General features: G+C 41.4%; 11 protein-coding genes. 10 read left to right on the top strand and 1 reads right to left on the bottom strand.

All coding sequences use genetic code 11. The features are described from left to right. Positions 1–60: 60 nt before the first annotated feature. The 3 genes from BM176_RS17950 to BM176_RS17940 all read left to right on the top strand — a co-directional run bounded on the left by BM176_RS17950 (position 61) and on the right by BM176_RS17940 (position 6,727). Positions 61–3,657 carry a SusC/RagA family TonB-linked outer membrane protein gene (locus BM176_RS17950; RefSeq protein WP_218162232.1) on the top strand — a complete coding sequence of 1,199 codons (3,597 nt, stop codon included), beginning with the start codon at positions 61–63 and terminating at the stop codon, positions 3,655–3,657. A 24-nt stretch (positions 3,658–3,681) separates the two neighbouring features. Then, positions 3,682–5,376, top strand: a complete 1,695-nt coding sequence (locus BM176_RS17945) for a SusD/RagB family nutrient-binding outer membrane lipoprotein (protein WP_218162231.1) — start codon at positions 3,682–3,684, stop codon at positions 5,374–5,376. A 67-nt stretch (positions 5,377–5,443) separates the two neighbouring features. Then, positions 5,444–6,727: a calcium-binding protein gene (locus BM176_RS17940; RefSeq protein ID WP_090105558.1), complete on the top strand. Its 1,284-nt coding sequence runs from the start codon at positions 5,444–5,446 to the stop codon at positions 6,725–6,727. Positions 6,728–6,851: 124 nt separating this feature from the next. Here BM176_RS17940 and BM176_RS17935 read toward each other — a convergent pair whose 3' ends face one another. Then, positions 6,852–7,457 (bottom strand): hypothetical protein, encoded by a 606-nt coding sequence (locus BM176_RS17935; RefSeq protein WP_090105556.1) that lies wholly within the window; start codon positions 7,455–7,457, stop codon positions 6,852–6,854. Positions 7,458–8,323: 866 nt separating this feature from the next. Between BM176_RS17935 and BM176_RS17925 the strand changes: the two genes are divergently transcribed. The 7 genes from BM176_RS17925 (at position 8,324) to BM176_RS17895 (ending at position 18,450) form a co-directional block, all read left to right on the top strand. Then, positions 8,324–9,031, top strand: coding sequence for an RNA ligase family protein (locus BM176_RS17925; protein ID WP_090105552.1), 708 nt, complete (start codon positions 8,324–8,326; stop codon positions 9,029–9,031). Next, complete coding sequence (locus BM176_RS17920; RefSeq protein WP_255373539.1) at positions 9,003–10,121, top strand: AAA family ATPase; 1,119 nt, start codon at positions 9,003–9,005, stop codon at positions 10,119–10,121. The genes BM176_RS17925 and BM176_RS17920 overlap by 29 nt, the downstream gene beginning before the upstream one ends. Positions 10,122–10,362: 241 nt before the next feature. Continuing rightward, entirely contained in the window at positions 10,363–11,445 is a 1,083-nt protein-coding gene (locus tag BM176_RS17915) for an acyltransferase family protein (RefSeq protein WP_090105550.1), read from the top strand. Positions 11,446–11,675: 230 nt separating this feature from the next. Then, on the top strand, positions 11,676–12,287 hold the full coding sequence (locus BM176_RS17910; RefSeq protein ID WP_090105548.1) for an RNA polymerase sigma factor: 612 nt from the start codon (positions 11,676–11,678) through the stop codon (positions 12,285–12,287). Positions 12,288–12,332: 45 nt separating this feature from the next. Continuing rightward, complete coding sequence (locus BM176_RS17905) at positions 12,333–13,391, top strand: FecR family protein (protein WP_090105546.1); 1,059 nt, start codon at positions 12,333–12,335, stop codon at positions 13,389–13,391. A gap of 54 nt (positions 13,392–13,445) precedes the next feature. Next, positions 13,446–16,898 (top strand): SusC/RagA family TonB-linked outer membrane protein, encoded by a 3,453-nt coding sequence (locus tag BM176_RS17900; protein ID WP_090105536.1) that lies wholly within the window; start codon positions 13,446–13,448, stop codon positions 16,896–16,898. A 40-nt stretch (positions 16,899–16,938) separates the two neighbouring features. Further along, a complete protein-coding gene (locus tag BM176_RS17895; RefSeq protein ID WP_090105534.1) occupies positions 16,939–18,450 on the top strand; it encodes a SusD/RagB family nutrient-binding outer membrane lipoprotein in 1,512 nt (503 codons plus the stop codon). Positions 18,451–18,688 lie beyond the last annotated feature (238 nt).

Genomic DNA, 18,688 nt, shown 5'->3' with positions numbered 1-18,688 from the left:
GAGAAACGACAACAAAATCGTAAACACCACTATTTAATTACCCAAAAACTCATTAGAAGTATGAACATACCCATGCACGGTAAGATCATGCGGTTTACTGCTGTTTTATTGCTTGTTTGCAGCCTGCAGATTAATGCAAGAAGCTACTCGCAGAACATCACCTACACCGGTAAACATGTATCTCTCGAAAAAGTATTTGCCGCTATTAAACAACAAACAGGATACCTGTTCTGGTACGACTACAAACTCCTTAAAAATGTACAGCCGGTTGATATTGCTGTAAAAGATGCAACCATTGATCAGGTAATGAGCCTGTGCTTGAAAGATCAGTTACTCACTTATGCGATAGAGGGTAAAACCATTATCGTAAGTGCTAAACCTGCAACAGAACCCGTACAGATGAGAGCAACTACTCCCCAGGAAAAAGTATCAGGTATTGTACGGGATGAAAATGGAAATGCCCTCCCCGGTGTTTCTGTACGTGTAAAAGGTGCCCTAAAAGGAACTTCCACCGCGGGAGACGGATCTTTTTCACTGGATGCTCCTGTTGGTGCAATACTTGTATTCACCTTTGTAGGTATGGAAGCTAAAGAAGTACCGGCAACCGCTACCTCCATGAATATACGATTACAATCCAAAGCTGGTGCATTATCCGAAGTAGTGGTAACAGGTTTCGGTGAAAGCCGCAAATCACGTACCCTGGGATATGCTGTGACACAGGTTTCCGGTACAGATATTAAACGTGCCAACCCTATCAATCCTATTGCTGCATTGCAGGGTATGGTGCCAGGGTTGCAGGTACAGTCCGGCGTTGGCGGTCCGCAGGCAAGTGCTCGTTTCCTGATTCGTGGTAGCTCCTCCCTGGACCCTTATGGTAACCAGCCCCTGATAGTACTGGATGATATCGTTATGGACCAGAATGTAGTTACGCCCAACAAAGCGAGCGATCAGGACTTTGGTAATATCCTGAAAGATATCAATCCCGATGATATAGAATCTATCAGCGTATTGAAAGGTGGTGCGGTTACGGCATTATATGGTAGTCGTGCATCCAATGGCGTTATCCTTATAAAAACTAAAAAAGGATATAGTCAGAAAGGTCTCGGCGTTAATTTCTCGGCCGACATATTATCTTCCAATCCTTACAAAACAGTGGATCTGCAGAACCAGTATGGCGCTGGTTTCGGATTGACTGACTTTATAAAGGATGCAGATGGTAATCTATCCATAAATCCTAGTACTTACCCCTATAATTTCGGTCCTGAAATGACAGGACAGAAAGTAACTGATATTACAGGCAAGGTAATAGAAAATAATCCACGTCCGAAAAATATGCTGGATGCTTTCCGTAATGGTGTCACAAGGAATTATAACGTAGCACTTTCCGGAGCCACTGAACGGGGTACTTACCGTCTTGCTTATTCAAATCTTTACTCACAGGGAGTTACTCCCAATAATGACCTGAAAAGAAATAACCTTACTTTCCGAGCCACACAACGGCTTGCCAATGTATTGTTGGTAGATGCGAATGCAACTTATGTACAGAGTAATGCCTTAAACCCTGCTAATGTAGGCGGGAATGGTACCATGAGAAACTTTGTGTACGGAGGTGCAAGAAACTATGATACCAAATACTGGATGTCTCACTATATAAATGAATCAGCAGGTGGTGTGAATACAAGTGACCCTTCCGAATTGACATATGTATTCTTCAATCTTTTCCAGAACAATAACAGGCAGATAGAAAACAACTTCAGAGGTAGTGTGGATCTGAAAGCAACATTGCTGAAAGGACTTGACTGGCAGGGTAATGTAAGTGTAAATTACATTGGCATTAATTGGGAAAATAAAAAAAGAGGAAAGGATGCCGGTTTTAACAGCCCTGGTTATGAAACAAGTACATCTAATACAAGAGTAGAACGTTATAGAACTAACCTGAATTATAATACAGTCTTTAATAAAGACTTCTCCATGTTATTACAGGCCGGTGGTGAAATCGTAACAGGTATTTCAAAAGGTAACTACGCTTCTATGGCCGGATTTGTATTACCTGATATCTATCGTTTATCCAATTCATCCGGAGTGCCAGTAGTAAGAGAGAATTCTCCCAACCAGTCACAATCATCTTCTGCATTTGGTCAGGGTAGCGTTACTTTCCGGGATTATCTCACATTAAACCTCTATGCCAGGAATGATTGGAATTCTACACTTATATATAATGATGGTCACGGTGACTATTCATATTTTTATCCTGGAGCAGATATTGCCTTTGTATTTACCGATGCCTTCAAAATGCCTAAAGCATTTGACTACGGTAAACTGCGTTTATCCTATGCCAGCGTAGGTGGTGGTACTAGTACCTATACTGCCAATACTGGTGCTTATACTGCCAATAGCCCTTACAATAGTCCTGCCGGAGGCAATGGTGTTGTAAACTATCAGTATAACTCCCGTACATTACCTAATCAGTCACTCTCTCCAACCAGTACCACCAAACTGGAAGCTGGTCTCGAAATGAAATGGTTTGGAAACAGATTAGGTGCCGATATCACATACTACTCACAAGACAGCAAAAGTCAGATTATCAAATTTTCTGTTCCTATCGAATCCGGCGTAGAAGCCACATTGATCAATGGCGGTAAAGTACGCAACCAGGGTTGGGAAATCCGTTTGACTGCGACTCCAATTAAAACAAAAGACTTTAGTTGGGATACTTACTTTAACTACACACGTAACAGGAACAAAGTATTATCACTTCCTTACAACCTCAATTTCGTAGAATTAGGCAGCGGAGACGGTTATCAGGTAATCGCTGAGAAAGGTGGTAACTATGGTACTGTAACTGCTACTTATGGCTATGCATATTACAAAAGCACAGACGGAACTCATCCTGAATCTAATGGTAAGCGTGTACTGAATATTACAAATGCAAAAGGATCTTCTGTGTATGTAAGAGCACAGAATTATACACAAGGTGTATCTCAGCAGCCGGTTGTAGGACAGATCGCCCCCGACTTTCTGGGTAACTGGCGCAATAATTTCACTTATAAAAACTGGCAACTGGGTATTGTGATGGATAGCAAGTTTGGAGGTATGGTATATTCTACTACCCATGATCTGGGTTCCTGGTTGGGTAGCATAAAAAGCACCTTGCCTTACAGAACAAATCAGACTGGGGGGCTTAATTATACAAACAGTGCAGGTGTTGCACAACAAAATGGTGTAATCATGGATGGTGTATACAAACAGGGAACTGTGATCATGGGATTGGATGGTAACACACACGATCTTTCCGGTATAAGTATGAAAGAAGCATATGATAATGGTTGGATTAATCCTACCAGTGCTTACTCTATGTATCAGAATACACATAGCTGGGCTAATGGTATCAGAGAATCCTCTATGTTCACCTCTTCATGGATCTCTTTACAACAGGTAACACTCACATATGATCTGTCATCTAAAGTAGCCAACAAGTTCAAACTAAATGGTCTGAGAGTATCACTGGTAGGTAATAACCTGACGTATCTGTACAATAGTGCAAAAGATCATATCAATCCGGAAAACCTGAACAGTACAGGATCTGATGCAATGACGGAAGGGTCTGCAATGCCATACATCCGCAGCTTTGGATTTTCCATCAATGGCAGTTTCTAGTGTACACCTTTAAAAACAAAAATTATGCGCATTGTTGATCGCTTTAAATATATAACCGTAATACTGCTGCTGGCCGTATTATATACTTCATGCAGCCGTGATAAATTTGCGGAAATGAATACCAATCCGGATGATGTACTCGCTATCAAACCGGAATATGAGTTCACCGCCGGCTTACTGGATATCAATGGTAATGCCCGCGAATACTATTATGATTACAACAGGGCCATGTACTACTGGACACAAAGTTATACTACACGCACAGGTAACTCTGCAATGGTATATAACGGTTCCGGAAACCTGAATCAGCGCTACGGTACTTTCTACAATAATGTAGGTGCGAAACTGATAGATGTACAGCACATGATAGATGTCCTGCCGGAGGCTGAAAAACAGAAATACGTTTATTTACGTGCTATCACCGGCATCCCACTGGCATACTATGCATTTTATGTGTCCGATGTACAGGGAAGTATTGCTTATACCGAAGCTTTCAAAGCAAGGTATACCGGACTGCTTACACCCACCTATAATACACAGTCTGCTTTATATGATACACTGGAAAATCAGTTATCGGCTATTGTAGCTGTGTTGAAAACAACGCCGGCTGTAGGGCAGACAAATATCTCTTCTGCCGATATCTTTTATGCAGGTAAAGTTGAAAACTGGATAAAAGCTGCCAACAGTCTACGCTTAAGAATCGCTATGAGATTGCTGAAAAGAGATCCTGAAAAGATGAAAACACTGGCAATAAAAATCCTGGCGGATGATGGTGGTCTGATCAGTACTATTGATGAAGACTGGAAGATGGTGGGTGGCGCTAAGTATGGCTCAAATGGTGATTACAATCCACAAAGTAACAGCGAGGTATCCGGTGCAAAGAACCTGGTGGATTTTATGTGGAATACCGGAGATCCCCGCATCAGAACTTTATTTCAGAAGGCATCTATGACCAGGGATATGTTCGACTCTGCAAAAGCACAGCACATGCTCCCTGCTACACTCGCATGGGACGGACAATTGTATCGTGGACAGTTTGCTAATCCGGGTGCATCATCAGATTCTGCTAATGCTTACTATTTCAGAGATATTACTTTCAGTTATAAAGGTATTGATACAACACTAAGATATCCTTCCTTTATTCAGCTTAATATGTATTATAACCCGGATCTCAAAAACATGATCACTTATCCCATTATTACATATGCGGATGTGTGTTTCATGAGGGCAGAACTGGCTGCCAGAGGTGTTACCACTGAAAGTGCAGAAACATGGTATTACAATGGAATAGATGCCTCTCTGGCCATCTATGATAAGATGGGGGCACTGGCCAATGTGGTAGATTATACGCCTTTAACTGCAACGGAAGTAGCTAACTATAAAACACAACCAGGTGTTGTATACAACGCTGCCACAGCACTTGAACAGATTAGTGTACAGGCATATCTTAACAGTTACAAAAATCAGAACGAAGCCTGGGCTACTATTAAAAGAACGGGCTTCCCTTCTGTAGATGGTACAATTCTTAAACTGGAAAAAGTAGAAGTAGATAATGTGGAATCAACTATGCCGCGTCGCTTTATAGTAAGTTATCCATCTATCACTAGTTTGAATTACCAGAATGTACTGGATGCCATTACGGAAATGCAAAAGGATCCCGGGTTTAAAACACCCGACGATATCACTGGTAGAGTATGGTGGGATAAACTCGAAAACTAAAAATGAATTACCTTGCAATAAACAGAAAGCTCCATAAGGGGCTTTCTGTTTATTATAATAACATGATATGAGAACATGTTTTCTGCTGATATTTTTAATCTTCTTTGTACATATTTCATTTGGGCAGACCTATGCCGAAGTACAACCCATCATCACCGCTAAATGTGTAACCTGCCATCGTAATGGAGGAGATGCTCCCTTTTCACTGGAAACATACCTGAGCCTGAAGAAAAGAACTTCTTTCATTAAACAGGTGATTGAAACCAACTATATGCCCCCTTGGAGAGCCGATTCACACTACAGGGATTTTGCTAATAACAGATCATTGACCACGCAGGAAAAAGAAACTATATTAAGCTGGATAGCGAATAATGCCCCCGAAGGAAAACCTGCAAAGAAGATAAATAACGAGATATTTAGCCGTACACCAGATCTCATACTGAAAATAAACGCTCCTTTTCAGGTGAAAGGAATGAATGAAGAAAAGTTTGTGGTGTTTAAGATCCCATTTGAAATAGCAGATACACAGAACATTGAAGGAATAGAATTATACGCCAATAACAAAAAAATCATTCATCATTTAAATTATGGCTTTTATGCAGTACCGGATAAAACTGTGGATCTTAAAAGCGGTCCTGCAGTAATTGATACCGATATAGATACTGCTGGTCTGGAAGCCAGATACTACGGCCCATTCAAAAAATCAATGATATACTATTCCGGTTGGATTCCAGGTACTACAAATGAATTCTATCCTAAACAATTCGGATGGGTATTGCCAAAGAGGGGAGTACTCATTATGACCGTACATTATTCTGCCATCGGGGCTCCTGAAGAATCAATGTTAGGTGTAAAGTTGTTTTTCAAGAAACAAGCTGTTGAAAGGAATGTACGTATCATCAGTCTGGGTTCCGGCGGGATAGGAGAACGGGATATCACTCCTAAGTTTCTCATCTTTCCAAAACAGCTCAGTACTTTCAGACTGAAAGTGAAAACACAGGAAACACAGTCCATCATGTGCGTATGGCCACATATGCATTATCTGGGAAAAGAGTTTTATGCATATGCGGTAACTCCGGATAATGATACCATCAATCTCGTTCATATCCCTGAATGGGATTTCAGATGGCAGGAGCTATACCGGATGAAAAAACTGATTAGAATTCCAGCAGGATCTGTTATCAATATGATTGGGGTATATGATAATACAGCCGATAATCCCTCCAATCCTAATAATCCTCCCAAAATAGTATTCTCTACGGGGAATATGCGTGCTTCAGATGAAATGTTCACATTACTGATGATCTATTTGCCTTATCAGGAAGGGGATGAAAATATTAGTCTAAATTAATGGCACTTCTCATTGCAATGATAGATATATTCAGGGGCTGAGTAAGAAAAAAACAGGGGTTATAAGTAAGAGAGAAATCAGGGGTTATGAATAAGAAAAATTACGGGTATTAAATACTTTACCTTCAGTTCTTTTTAGGTAAGTTTACAGAAGCCCGTCTAAAAGGAACCCATTCTTCGATTCTTTCAATGCTATCTTCTATAGATTCCAGACGGGTATCAATAACAACTAACTTGTTATTAACCACGAAGAAACTCTGGTCTATAGATTCAAATCTATGGTCGTTCTGCTGCTCCATGGCAACGAACTTCATGTCCATAGCATCAAATCTCCGATCCATAGCATCAAATCTCCGATCCATAGCATCAAACCTTTGATCCATAGCATCAAACCTCAGGTCCATAGCATCAAGCCTCTGGTCGATAGCATCGAATCTCCGATCCATAGCATCAAGCCTCTCGTCAATAGCATCGAATCTCCGATCCATAGCATCAAGCCTCTCGTCAATAGCATCGAATCTCCGATCCATAGCATCAAGCCTCTGGTCGATAGCATCAAACCTCCGATCCATAGCATCAAGCCTCTCATCAATTGCATCGAACCTTCGATCTATAGCATCAAACCTCTCATCAATGGAATCAAACTTCAGTAAAATTTGCCTTCCAAAAGATTCAAAATTTCGTTCGAAGGACTCGAACATTGTTAAAACTTGTCTCAATTCATTACTCATAAAAAATGTTTGTTTTCTCTAAAATAAAGAGAATTTTAGTAATGATAAAATTTTTCTCCTGATGATTTTGTTGAATAATTCAGCCAGTTAAAGTTTTTAACGGGATTGGTTAAAATGAGTACCAGCTTACTTCTCAAAAGGATTAAATGACAATCAAATATTGAAATATCTGGCTGGACCCGGAGTGACTCTGAATAAATAGTCGCCGGCTGAAGTACTCATAAATTTGGGCGCCTGAGATTTAAGGACGCAAAAGAGCAGAATAATTATCAGGATAATCTGTCTTCGATGGAGAATTAATTTGTATTTTTATCTGGCTATGAAAAAATTATTGCAATATATCCCTCTGACCATTCTATTGCTCATAAGTATATTAAGTATTTTTTTAGCGGCAATGGACTATGCTGTTTTACATAATACGCACTACTTTGGATTTGCTCTTGTATTGGCAAGCTTGATAGCCGTATTAATAAACGCAAAATTAGGGAGAATTGTAACCCTGATTACATTGTTCTTAGGGACACTGAATTTAGTTCGATTTAATACAAATTATTATATAACAGAATCTTTCATTTTTGAGAATCAGACCTTTTCTTTTTATGTTGAGTTTCAGATTCAGATCTTTTCTTTTTGTTTACTCGTAATATTTTTAATTATAAACAGGAAGGCGGTAGGAAGAGTGCTGCTTGAAATATTCAGGGTAAAAGATACCCCAACCTGAAAATTTCATAAAAACGGTTATCTTTGTACCCTTAATTAAAATTGCAAACCTTGCGCCATGTAATATCACAGGCATATTAATCTTTCTCAACGCCACCCGCATCTGTGGGTATGGCCTGTGATTCTTTTGTTTTAATTATAACAACATGGCTATTTCAGAAAAGTATAGCCGCACGTATCACTATCCATTCTCTCCCGGTACAACAAGTGACGACCGTATTCAACATGAATACTGGAAATGCCTGTCTGCTATTCCGCAGCTTGTACACACGGAAAAACTGGATGGAGAAAATAACTGCTTGTCAAAGTACGGTGTGTTTGCGCGCTCTCATGTAGCGCCCACTACATCTCCCTGGACAGAAAGTATACGGCGGTATTGGCAAAGTATAAAACACGATCTCGGCAACCTGGAAATATTCCTGGAGAACTTATATGCTGTGCATTCAATCGCTTACAGTAACCTGGAGCATCATTTCTATGTATTTGCAATACGTGAGAATGACCGATGGCTCAGTTGGGAAGAAACCTGTTTCTATGCAGCAATGCTGGATCTTCCCGTGGTCCCACAAATAAAGTTTTTTGATACGCCACTGGTACAGGCAGATTTTGAAAAAGAAGTATTAAGCATAGTAAAGGGAACTGGTGCTTTGAACGCGCACGATGCAGCAACAGGAGAACAGGTGACAATGGAAGGCATTGTTACCAGGAATGCAGAGGGGTTTCCAGTGGATACATTTGCAAAGAATGTATTCAAATATGTAAGAAAGGGGCACGTAAAGACCAGTGAACATTGGACAAAACAATGGAAACGTGCCCGGTTAAAAAATGAAGGAGGTAAATATGTGGACTATTAGTAAAAATAAAACATGGGAGCAGTTGGAAACTGACTTCGAATGGGTCCGGGTGATGAAGGATGTTCCGCAGGATGCAAAACATCATGCAGAAGGTAACGTGGCAGTGCATACGCAGATGGTGCTTGCTGCACTGGAACAATTACCAGCCTGGAATGAACTGAATCCGGAAGATAAAGAAATTCTCTGGGCAGCAGCACTGTTGCATGATGTGGAGAAATACAGTACTACTGTTATAGAGCCGGACGGAAGTATTACCTCCGCTGGGCATGCCCGCAAAGGAGAGATGAAGGCAAGGCAGATCCTGTATATGGATCTGGCGGTGCCATTTTACATTCGGGAGCAAATCGCGAAACTAGTGCGGTTTCATGGATTACCATTGTGGTTGTTTGAACGGACGGACCCTTTACGAACCCTGGCGGTAGCTAGTTTACAGGTCAATACACAGCACCTTGCCCTGCTTGCCAGGGCAGATATGCTTGGACGTATTTGTGAGGATCAGGCGGAAATGCTGTATAAGATAGATTGTTTTGAAGAATTTTGCCGCGAACAGGAATGCTGGGGTATTCCAAAGTCGTTTGCTACCGCGAATGCACGTATGAATTATTTGCAGAAGGAGGGAATCATGCCTGACTATATTCCTTATTCACAACCTGAAACAGCCGTAGTGATAATGAGTGGGCTACCAGGTGCCGGTAAGGATACCTATGTGCGCCGCAAGTATGCCGACTGGCGAATAATTTCCCTGGATGATATCCGTGTGGCAATGAAAATCAGTGCTTCAGATAAGAGTGGTAATGGTCGTGTAATTCAGGCTGCCAAAGAACAGGCAAGGGGATATCTGCGGAATAAGCAGCCTTTTGTATGGAATGCAACTAACATTACCCGCCAGATGAGGGAACAACTGATTGCACTTTGTTTACAATACAAAGCACATGTTACAGTCGTATATGTAGAAGTTCCCGGCAGGGAATTATTTCGGCAAAACGTTGCCCGGGAGGCTATAGTACCCGCAGCTGTGATGCACCGGCTCATTAATAAGCTGGAAATTCCTGATCTGACAGAAGCACATGAAGTGATCTATCATGTCTGATTAAAGAAGGTGAGCGCAGAAAAAAAATCCACACTGCCTCTACAAACAGCATAATTCCCCTGCAAAATACCAGCAGTGTAATAAATATAAAAAAATACACTATTTCTTTATATTTTTATTTAAACACTATCTGACTTGATGTTATTCGAGGGGGACCGGCAGTTGTTGCGGGCCAGGACCTGGACAACTGCCATTATTTTAAAACATTGCCATAACAGTTAGGGTAACTCAACCAAAATTCATGAAGCAAAGACTCCTGTCACTTGATTTTTTTCGTGGTCTTACCGTTGCCGGTATGATCCTGGTGAATAACCCCGGCGATTGGGGGCATGTCTATTCACCACTGGAACATTCCAAATGGAACGGTTGTACACCTACAGACCTGGTATTCCCGTTTTTCCTGTTCATGGTAGGGGTATCCGTTACCTTTGCGCTCAGTAGCAGGATAGCAGATACTTCCGGGCACAAAAAACTGATCGTCCATATTATAAGACGTGCATTAATCATTTTTGTTATTGGGATGCTATTTCGCCTCATTCCTCACTTCGACTTCTATAATGTCAGGATTCCCGGGGTGCTTCCCCGTATAGCGGTGGTTTACCTGGTAATCTCTCTCTTGTATCTTAAAACAGGGCCTAAAACACGCACCTGGCTATGTTTTGGTTTTCTAATAGCCTATTATCTTTTGCTGACGTTTGTACCTGTGCCTGGTATCGGACCTGCTAATCTTGAGCCGGAAACTAATCTTGGAGCGTGGTTAGATCGTACCCTCTTGGGAGAGCGCCATTTATGGAGCCATGCTAAAACATGGGATCCTGAAGGGATTTTAAGCACCCTGCCTGCATTTTCTACAGGATTGCTGGGTATTATGGTGGGCGACTGGATCCGGCGTAAAGACAAGCAGGATGCCGAAAAGGTAGCCTGGATGTTTGTTGCAGGATTCCTTTCAGTACTGGTGGGGCTGATCTGGGATAGTTTTTTCCCTATTAATAAGTCATTGTGGACCAGCTCTTTTGTGTTATATACCGCCGGACTGGCATCTATGGGGCTCGCGCTTTGTTATTGGCTCATAGATGTACAGGGATATAAAAGCTGGACACCTCCCTTTGTTGCATTCGGAAGGAACGCTATTACAGCATATGTGCTTTCCGGAGTGATACCGCAAATGTTCCCGCATCTGTTTGGAGGAGGGGCTTTATCTTCACTTTTTATATCTTTCCTTTCGCCGTTAAATGTTTCACTGGCAGCAGCCATTACACTGGTATTGCTGATGTTCATTCCAGTATGGATTATGTATAAAAGGAATATCATTGTCAAAATCTGATTATCTGTTCTCATTATCAGTAATCTTAATGAAAAGCAACAATTTACAGGCCGTTCCCGTAAATACTGCTTTACTATAAGATATACAGCCCCTTAACATCCTGAGTGTCAGATCATGGCCCCGGCAGACATCTGCTGTTGGGCTTTTGTGCGTCTGATTTCCCCAAAAATGTTACAATAACACGTAATTTTTTTGTATTATTATCAATCGTCTTCCAAAACTAATTGCCAATGCAATCTGAGAGTCACGTGTTATGGTGGAATGCGTTTAAACAGGGAGATTGGGATGCGTTTACCGCGCTTTATGGAGAGTTTTACGAACTGTTGAACAATTATGGCCGCAAATTTACAAGAGATGCCGATCTGATCCAGGATGTTGTGCATGATCTCTTCGTAAGGTTGTGGACTACACGCACGAGGCTGGGCAATCCGCCTTCAGTAAAGAATTACTTGTACAAAGCAATGCGTTCTACGCTTTTTAGAAAAATACAGTCCTTATCTAAATTTGTTGAACTGGATAATGAAGGTGGATTTGAAGTCAACTTCATCCCCGATGCCTCCTTCAGGCAGGAAGAACAGGAATTACGTAAACAAGTCATCGCATTGGTAAACACACTGCCCGCAAGGCAGCAGGAGATTATCTTTCTCCGTTTTTATGAAGGAATGTCCTACGAAGAGATTGCCGTTATTATGGACATTAATATGAGCTCCACTTATAAATTACTTTATAAAGCTCTCGATAATTTGCAAAAGGTATCAGATAAACGCTTTTTAACCATCTTTTGCTGCATTTTCCTCCTTTTTAAAAATTTACCAAAAAATAATCTGGTTTCGGAGGGATAATTTAGGTACTGTCATGTCTAATAGGATTAAATAGGGGATAAGGTGATGAATAATGACAAATATTTACAATACTCACTACAAGATTTCCTGGAGGATGATGCCTTCATAAAATGGGTATCAGGGAAAGAACAGGATGTTGCTACTGCACAATTCTGGAGTGACTTCTCATCATTATATCCGTCTGCAGCTACTAATTTTGATTTTGCTGTTAATGTAATTCGTACTTATCGCGCACAGGAGTTTTGGGACAATAAAAATAATAAAGCACATCTTCTTGAAAGGATCTCTGCTACTATAGAAGAGAAAAACAGCCATCAGCCGGTACGTTTGCGCTGGTTAAATTCCTGGCTGAAAGCGGCTGTTATTGCATTACTGATAACAGTAGGTGGATACTATCTCATTAACCAGTTTGCAAAGTCTGCACAGGAAATTGTAGCTACTGGTTATGGAGAAAAAAGAACGATCACATTGCCAGATCATTCAGTAGTAACTTTAAATGCGGCATCTTCTGTTACATATAACAGAGAATGGAACACAACAGAACCAAGGGAAGTATGGGTAGAAGGAGAAGCGCTCTTTGATGTAAAACATCTGAATAAAGATACCAGTCATATCACTGCCGGACAAAAATTTATTGTACATACTAATGGTATCACTGTCGAGGTGCTGGGTACCACTTTTAATATAAGAAGCCGTCACGGAAAAACGAATGTAGGACTGATCACAGGTAAGATCAAAGTTGGCTACAATGAAGGTGCCGCTGCGAAACCACACACTGTGGTAATGTTACCTGGTGATTATATTGAATACGCAGATAACCAGTTGCTGCTTACAAAAAAACTGGACAAGCCGGAAAAAATAAAACGCTGGACACAAACACAGCTGGCTTTCACAGATGCTACACTTGAAGAGATAATAGAAACATTGCAGGACAATTATGGCTATGTTATCAAAGTAAAGGAACAATCACTAAGGAAGTTAAAGATAGAGGGTGATATAAACGTAACCAACGTAGAGGAACTATTGACTGTCATTACCACGACGCTTAACGTTAAAATTAATCAACCTTCAGACAAGGAGTTGGTCATCTCTTCTGTAAAGTAACAATAGCGGGAAAACGCGGAATCGCGGAAAAACTAGGACACGTAAAAAAAAACTATGAACATTTTCAACCAAAATCTCGTTTTGGGGCTGCTCTCTTGTGCCCTGATCCCTGGTGCAACTATGCCGTCAAGCGCACAATCGCCTGTCATGTATGCTATGCGGCAATCAGAAACGATCCCTGTAAAACATGCGTACGCAACCATCGGGCTAAAAGAAGCACTGCTGAGACTGAAAAAGTTTCAGAATGTTCGTATCGCCTATAAAGAAGGCTTGCTGGATGGAAAAACAATCCCGGCTAACCTACTCGATAAAGCAGAAAATATGGAAACAGAAGCTGCTTTAAAACTTTTGCTGTCCGATTTTGGCCTTGCTTACATGCGTATCAATAAAACACAATATTCAATATATAATGCACAGGCGAATGCTGGTTTGTTTAATTCAAACAGCATCCTGGTAGATAAACTGAAAGGTAAGGTTGTTGGACCAGACGGTACTCCTGTTCCAGGAGCTACTGTATCAGTTAAAGGCAGCGCGACTATAGCTACTGTGGCTGGTGGCGACGGTGCATTTGAATTAGATCTGAAAGGTGCTACAACACCGATAGTCCTGGTTATTACCTCCGTAGGATTCGAGAGACTGGAAGTAGCAGTTAGCGATCCTTCCGCTCCACTCAATGTGAAACTGGAAGAATCTAACAAATCACTGACCGAAGTAGTAGTAACAGCACTGGGTGTAAAGAAAGAAAAGAAAGCGCTGGTATACGGTGTTACGGAAGTGAAAGGAAGCGACTTTACTCAGGCTCGTGAAGTAAACATTGCAAACTCCCTGAGTGGTAAAGTGGCCGGTGTGAATGCTACCAGTCTTGCCAGCGGACCAGGCGGTTCCAGCCGTGTGATAATCCGTGGTAATACTTCCCTGGCAGGCGATAACCAGCCTCTCTATGTAGTGAACGGAATGCCTATCGATAATACCACACCAGGTGGAAGTCCTACTACCGGTGGTGGCGGACAAAATGTAGATAGAGGTGATGGTATCGGTGGTATTAACCCTGATGATATTGAAACCCTCACGGTGCTTAAAGGAGGTACCGCTGCTGCATTATATGGTTCCCGTGCAGCCAATGGTGTTATCCTGATCACTACCAAGAAGGGACGCGCCCGCAAAGGTATTGGTATAGACTATAACACCACTTTCACTGCAGAAACACCCGCAGTACACCCGGATTATCAATATGTGTACGGACAGGGTGACCTGGCCAGAAAACCACTCACTAAGGACGAGGCCGTTTCCTGGGGCCGTCGCTCATGGGGTGTAAAGATGGATGGGTTACCTTATATCCAGTTTGACGGAAAGGAACATCCTTATTCTCCTCAGAAAAATAACATCAAAAATTTCTACCGTACAGGTTCTACCTATACAAACACCGTAGCATTTAACGGTGGTTCTGAAGCACTGAATTTCCGCTTCTCGCTCTCTAATACCAGCAGTAAAAGCATCGTTCCTAATTCCGAGTTCAATAAAAAGATCGCGAACCTGAACCTGAATGCTAAACTGGGTAAGAGAACATCAATAGAAGCTGTAGCGCAATACAATGTCGAGAATGCCAACAATCGCTCCAGTTCAGGGGATGCTCCCGGCAACCCTAACTGGGGCGTTTATATGGTTGCAAACACAGTGGACATCCGCTCTCTGAATCCAGGTTATGATGCAACAGGCCGTGAAACGCAATGGAATGAAACTCCATATGCTTCAAATCCTTATTTTGTAATCAACAGATTCAAAAATAATGATACCAAGAACCGTTTCATTGGTCAGGCAAGTGTGAAGTATGATCTGTTAAAGAACCTGTATGTAAAAGGAACCGTAAGCCGTGACTTCTTTAACTACGATTACGTAGGTATCATTCCTACAGGAACTGTATATACAACAGGTGGAACGGGTGAGTATTCCTCTATTAAAACTTATGTAGCAGAAACAAACTCCATGATCACGGCTAATTATAATACGAAGCTGTGGACTAACATAGGACTGAATGTATTTGCAGGTACCAATGCACGCAGATACAAATCAAATTTAACAACTGTAACAGGTACACAGTTCATTATACCTTTCTTCTATAGTTTAACGAACCTTACAACATCAGCAACAACACCTACAAGGAATAATGTTGCTACTAATTCAATCTTCGGATCAGTAGATCTGGATTATAAATCTATCGTGTTCCTGACTTTCACCAGTCGCCAGGAATGGTTCTCTACACTGAGCCCTAAGAATAATAACATTCTTTATCCTGCAGTAGGTACCAGTGTGATACTGTCAGATGCCTTCAGGCTGCCTAAAGCATTTAGTTTTGCAAAGGTACGTGCTTCATGGGCACAGGTAGGTGGGGCTACTCCTGATCCCTATATCCTGAACCAGACTTATAGTATTGTACAAGGTGGTAACATGGGTACACCTGTACAGGAAGTTACACAAGTACAACCAGATAAAATAAACCTGGTTACCAATTCAAATCTGAAACCACTTACTGCCACTACTTTCGAAGTAGGTGCGGAAGCTCAGTTCTTTAATAACCGCCTGGGTTTTGACGTGACTTACTATAGCAAACAAACTACAAACGATATTGTGAAAACAGCAGTTTCTACCGCTTCCGGTTATAATCAGGCGTTGCTGAACGTTGGTAAAGTATCGAATAAAGGTATAGAAGTATTATTAACAGGCACACCAATAAAATCTAAAAACTTCACCTGGAATGTTAGCTATAACGTAGCTTATAACAAAAGCGAAATAATCCAGCTGGCTGCAGGTCTGAATACTTTACAGATGGCAACAAGTGTGGGTAGCTGGGCCTTTATTCACAATACTGTAGGACAATCTTATGGTACTATAAAAGGTTATGTTGCAGTGAAAGATGCTAAAGGACAAAATGTATATAATTCCTCTACTGGTTACGAACAGAAAAGTGATCTGATGGATCTGGGACGTGGTGTACCTCCGCTTACAATGGGTCTCACCAATACCTTTAACTACAAACGCTTTTCACTGGATGTTCTTGTAGATGGTAAGTTTGGTAATAAAGTGTTCTCTGGTTCTGATGTATATGCTACACGTTTTGGTTTGCATAAGAAAACACTGGTAGGCAGAGAGAATGGTATCGAACTGAAAGGAGTGGATCAAACAGGTGCTGCTTTTGACAAAACTATTCCTACCACAGGACTACGGTTGTATTATGACAATACTAAAAACTATACTGACCACTTTCTGTTCGATGGTAGCTTCGTGAAATTACGTCAGGTAGTATTAGGGTATCAGATCCCTGTAAAGGGCCAGAATGTAATCCAGAGTGCTTCTGTCTCTTTTGTAGCACGTAACCTGTTCATACTGTATAAGAAAACAGACAACTTTGATCCTGAATCAAGTTACACGAATGGTAATGCTCAGGGCTTTGAAGCTTTCGGTATTCCTCGTACAAGAAGTTTTGGAGTAAACCTGATGGTGAAATTCTAATCAGTGGTGATCTAAATTGTTCATGCTAACACACTTTATTATGAAAATGCGATTAAATTATCTGATATATACGGCTGTCACTGCAATGCTTGCTTTTCAGTCCTGCGATAAGGGGTTTGAAGAAATGAATGTAAACCCGGACGCGTCAGCAACTGCTACCCCCGAATATGTATTCAGTAAAGCATTGCTGGATGTATGGGATAATAGCTACTTTGGCACACAAACGCTGGCTTGTGGTGGTTCTATGCAGCATTATGCTACCTATAAGGATGTACCGGGTATTGGTGATAAATATTATTTCCAGCAGGGAACCTATCCATATGATTATTTTACTACAGGATATCCTAAAGCAATAAATGAGATCGCTACAGTCATCAATGCTGTGGACAGCTCAGTAAATAAACTTTCTATCACCCGTATCTTACGTGCATATGCAATGTCCCGTATGACAGATCTGTATGGTGATATACCTTACTCAGAAGCAGCTAAGGGATATACAACCAATAACTTCACTCCCAAATATGACGCACAGGCTGATATATATGCTGATCTGTTAAAAGAACTGGATGAGTCTGCACAGGCACTCGATGCTGCTAAGCCAACTTTTGGTGTAGGTGATTATATCTATGGCGGGGATGTGACTAAATGGAAAAAATTTGCCTACTCTCTGATGTTACGCTTAGGCATGCGTTTAACAAAAGTAGATGCTACGATGGCACAAACATGGGTAACTAAAGCTATTGCTGGTGGCGTAATCACCACAGATGCTGATATTGCAACCATGAAATATACTGGTACTGCTACCACCAACAGGAATCCTGCTGCTGATGAAATGTTATCGAACGATTATGCAGTGGCAGATGGTGTTAGTAATACAGAAGGAGGAAAATTAGCAAAAACATTCATCGACACACTCAGAGCCTATAATGACCCCCGTCTGAACGTAATTGCCGTGGTATGGAATGGCGGTAAAGCAGATACAACTACTGCCCTGCAGAAAGGTATGCCTAATGGTCTGCTGCTTAAGCCATCTGATTTTGCTACTTATTCAGAGCCTAATCCGATTATCCTGCAATACACTGCACCTTTAATAGTGATGAGTGCTGCGGAAACCAACCTGTTGCTGGCAGAAGCTGCTGTGAGAGGCTGGTATGCAGGAGATGCTGCTGCTACCTTCTCCAGTGCAATTACTTCTTCTATGCATAACTGGGCATTGTTTGGTAGTGCAGGAGTGATCGCAGAAAACAGGATCACTCAATATGTAGCTGAAAATCCACTTTCAGGTACTACAGATGAAAAACTGGAGCAGATAGGTACACAGATGTGGATCGCTTTGTATCTGGATGAGCAGGAAATACATGCTAACTGGCGCCGTACGGGTTACCCGAAACTTACTCCGGTGAACATCACCGGTAACATTACCGGCGGTACTATTCCCCGCCGCCTGCTCTATCCACCTTCTGAAGAAAGTGTGAACAGTGCAAGTCTGCAGGAAGCTGTAAACAGGCAGGGACCGAACGTAATGACTACCCATGTATGGTGGGATAAATAAATATTGCTGTAAACAGGACGTTCCCGATAGAACGGATCATACAGATCTTCCATCAGCTACGTCCTGTTTATAACAAAAAATGTTATATTACATAGGTAAGCTCCATTAGCAACATCCTGTTTATAACAAGAATAATATGTTACATAAGGGCTCCATCAGGGGCCATCTCTTTGTAGCAAAATGTATCCTGATATTTTATTCAACTCCATCCGGAGTTTCCTGTTAAATTTTTAACCCA

This window comes from Chitinophaga sp. CF118, assembly GCF_900112615.1.
Lineage (GTDB): Bacteria > Bacteroidota > Bacteroidia > Chitinophagales > Chitinophagaceae > Chitinophaga.
This window is presented reverse-complemented; position numbering and strand designations above follow the sequence as displayed.

Coding starts and splice junctions, on each gene's coding strand:
- BM176_RS17950 (WP_218162232.1), top strand. CDS start 61: ATGAACATACCCATGCACGGTAAGATCATGCGGTTTACTGCTGTTTTA.
- BM176_RS17945 (WP_218162231.1), top strand. CDS start 3,682: ATGCGCATTGTTGATCGCTTTAAATATATAACCGTAATACTGCTGCTG.
- BM176_RS17940 (WP_090105558.1), top strand. CDS start 5,444: ATGAGAACATGTTTTCTGCTGATATTTTTAATCTTCTTTGTACATATT.
- BM176_RS17935 (WP_090105556.1), bottom strand. CDS start 7,457: ATGAGTAATGAATTGAGACAAGTTTTAACAATGTTCGAGTCCTTCGAA.
- BM176_RS17925 (WP_090105552.1), top strand. CDS start 8,324: ATGGCTATTTCAGAAAAGTATAGCCGCACGTATCACTATCCATTCTCT.
- BM176_RS17920 (WP_255373539.1), top strand. CDS start 9,003: ATGAAGGAGGTAAATATGTGGACTATTAGTAAAAATAAAACATGGGAG.
- BM176_RS17915 (WP_090105550.1), top strand. CDS start 10,363: ATGAAGCAAAGACTCCTGTCACTTGATTTTTTTCGTGGTCTTACCGTT.
- BM176_RS17910 (WP_090105548.1), top strand. CDS start 11,676: ATGCAATCTGAGAGTCACGTGTTATGGTGGAATGCGTTTAAACAGGGA.
- BM176_RS17905 (WP_090105546.1), top strand. CDS start 12,333: ATGAATAATGACAAATATTTACAATACTCACTACAAGATTTCCTGGAG.
- BM176_RS17900 (WP_090105536.1), top strand. CDS start 13,446: ATGAACATTTTCAACCAAAATCTCGTTTTGGGGCTGCTCTCTTGTGCC.
- BM176_RS17895 (WP_090105534.1), top strand. CDS start 16,939: ATGAAAATGCGATTAAATTATCTGATATATACGGCTGTCACTGCAATG.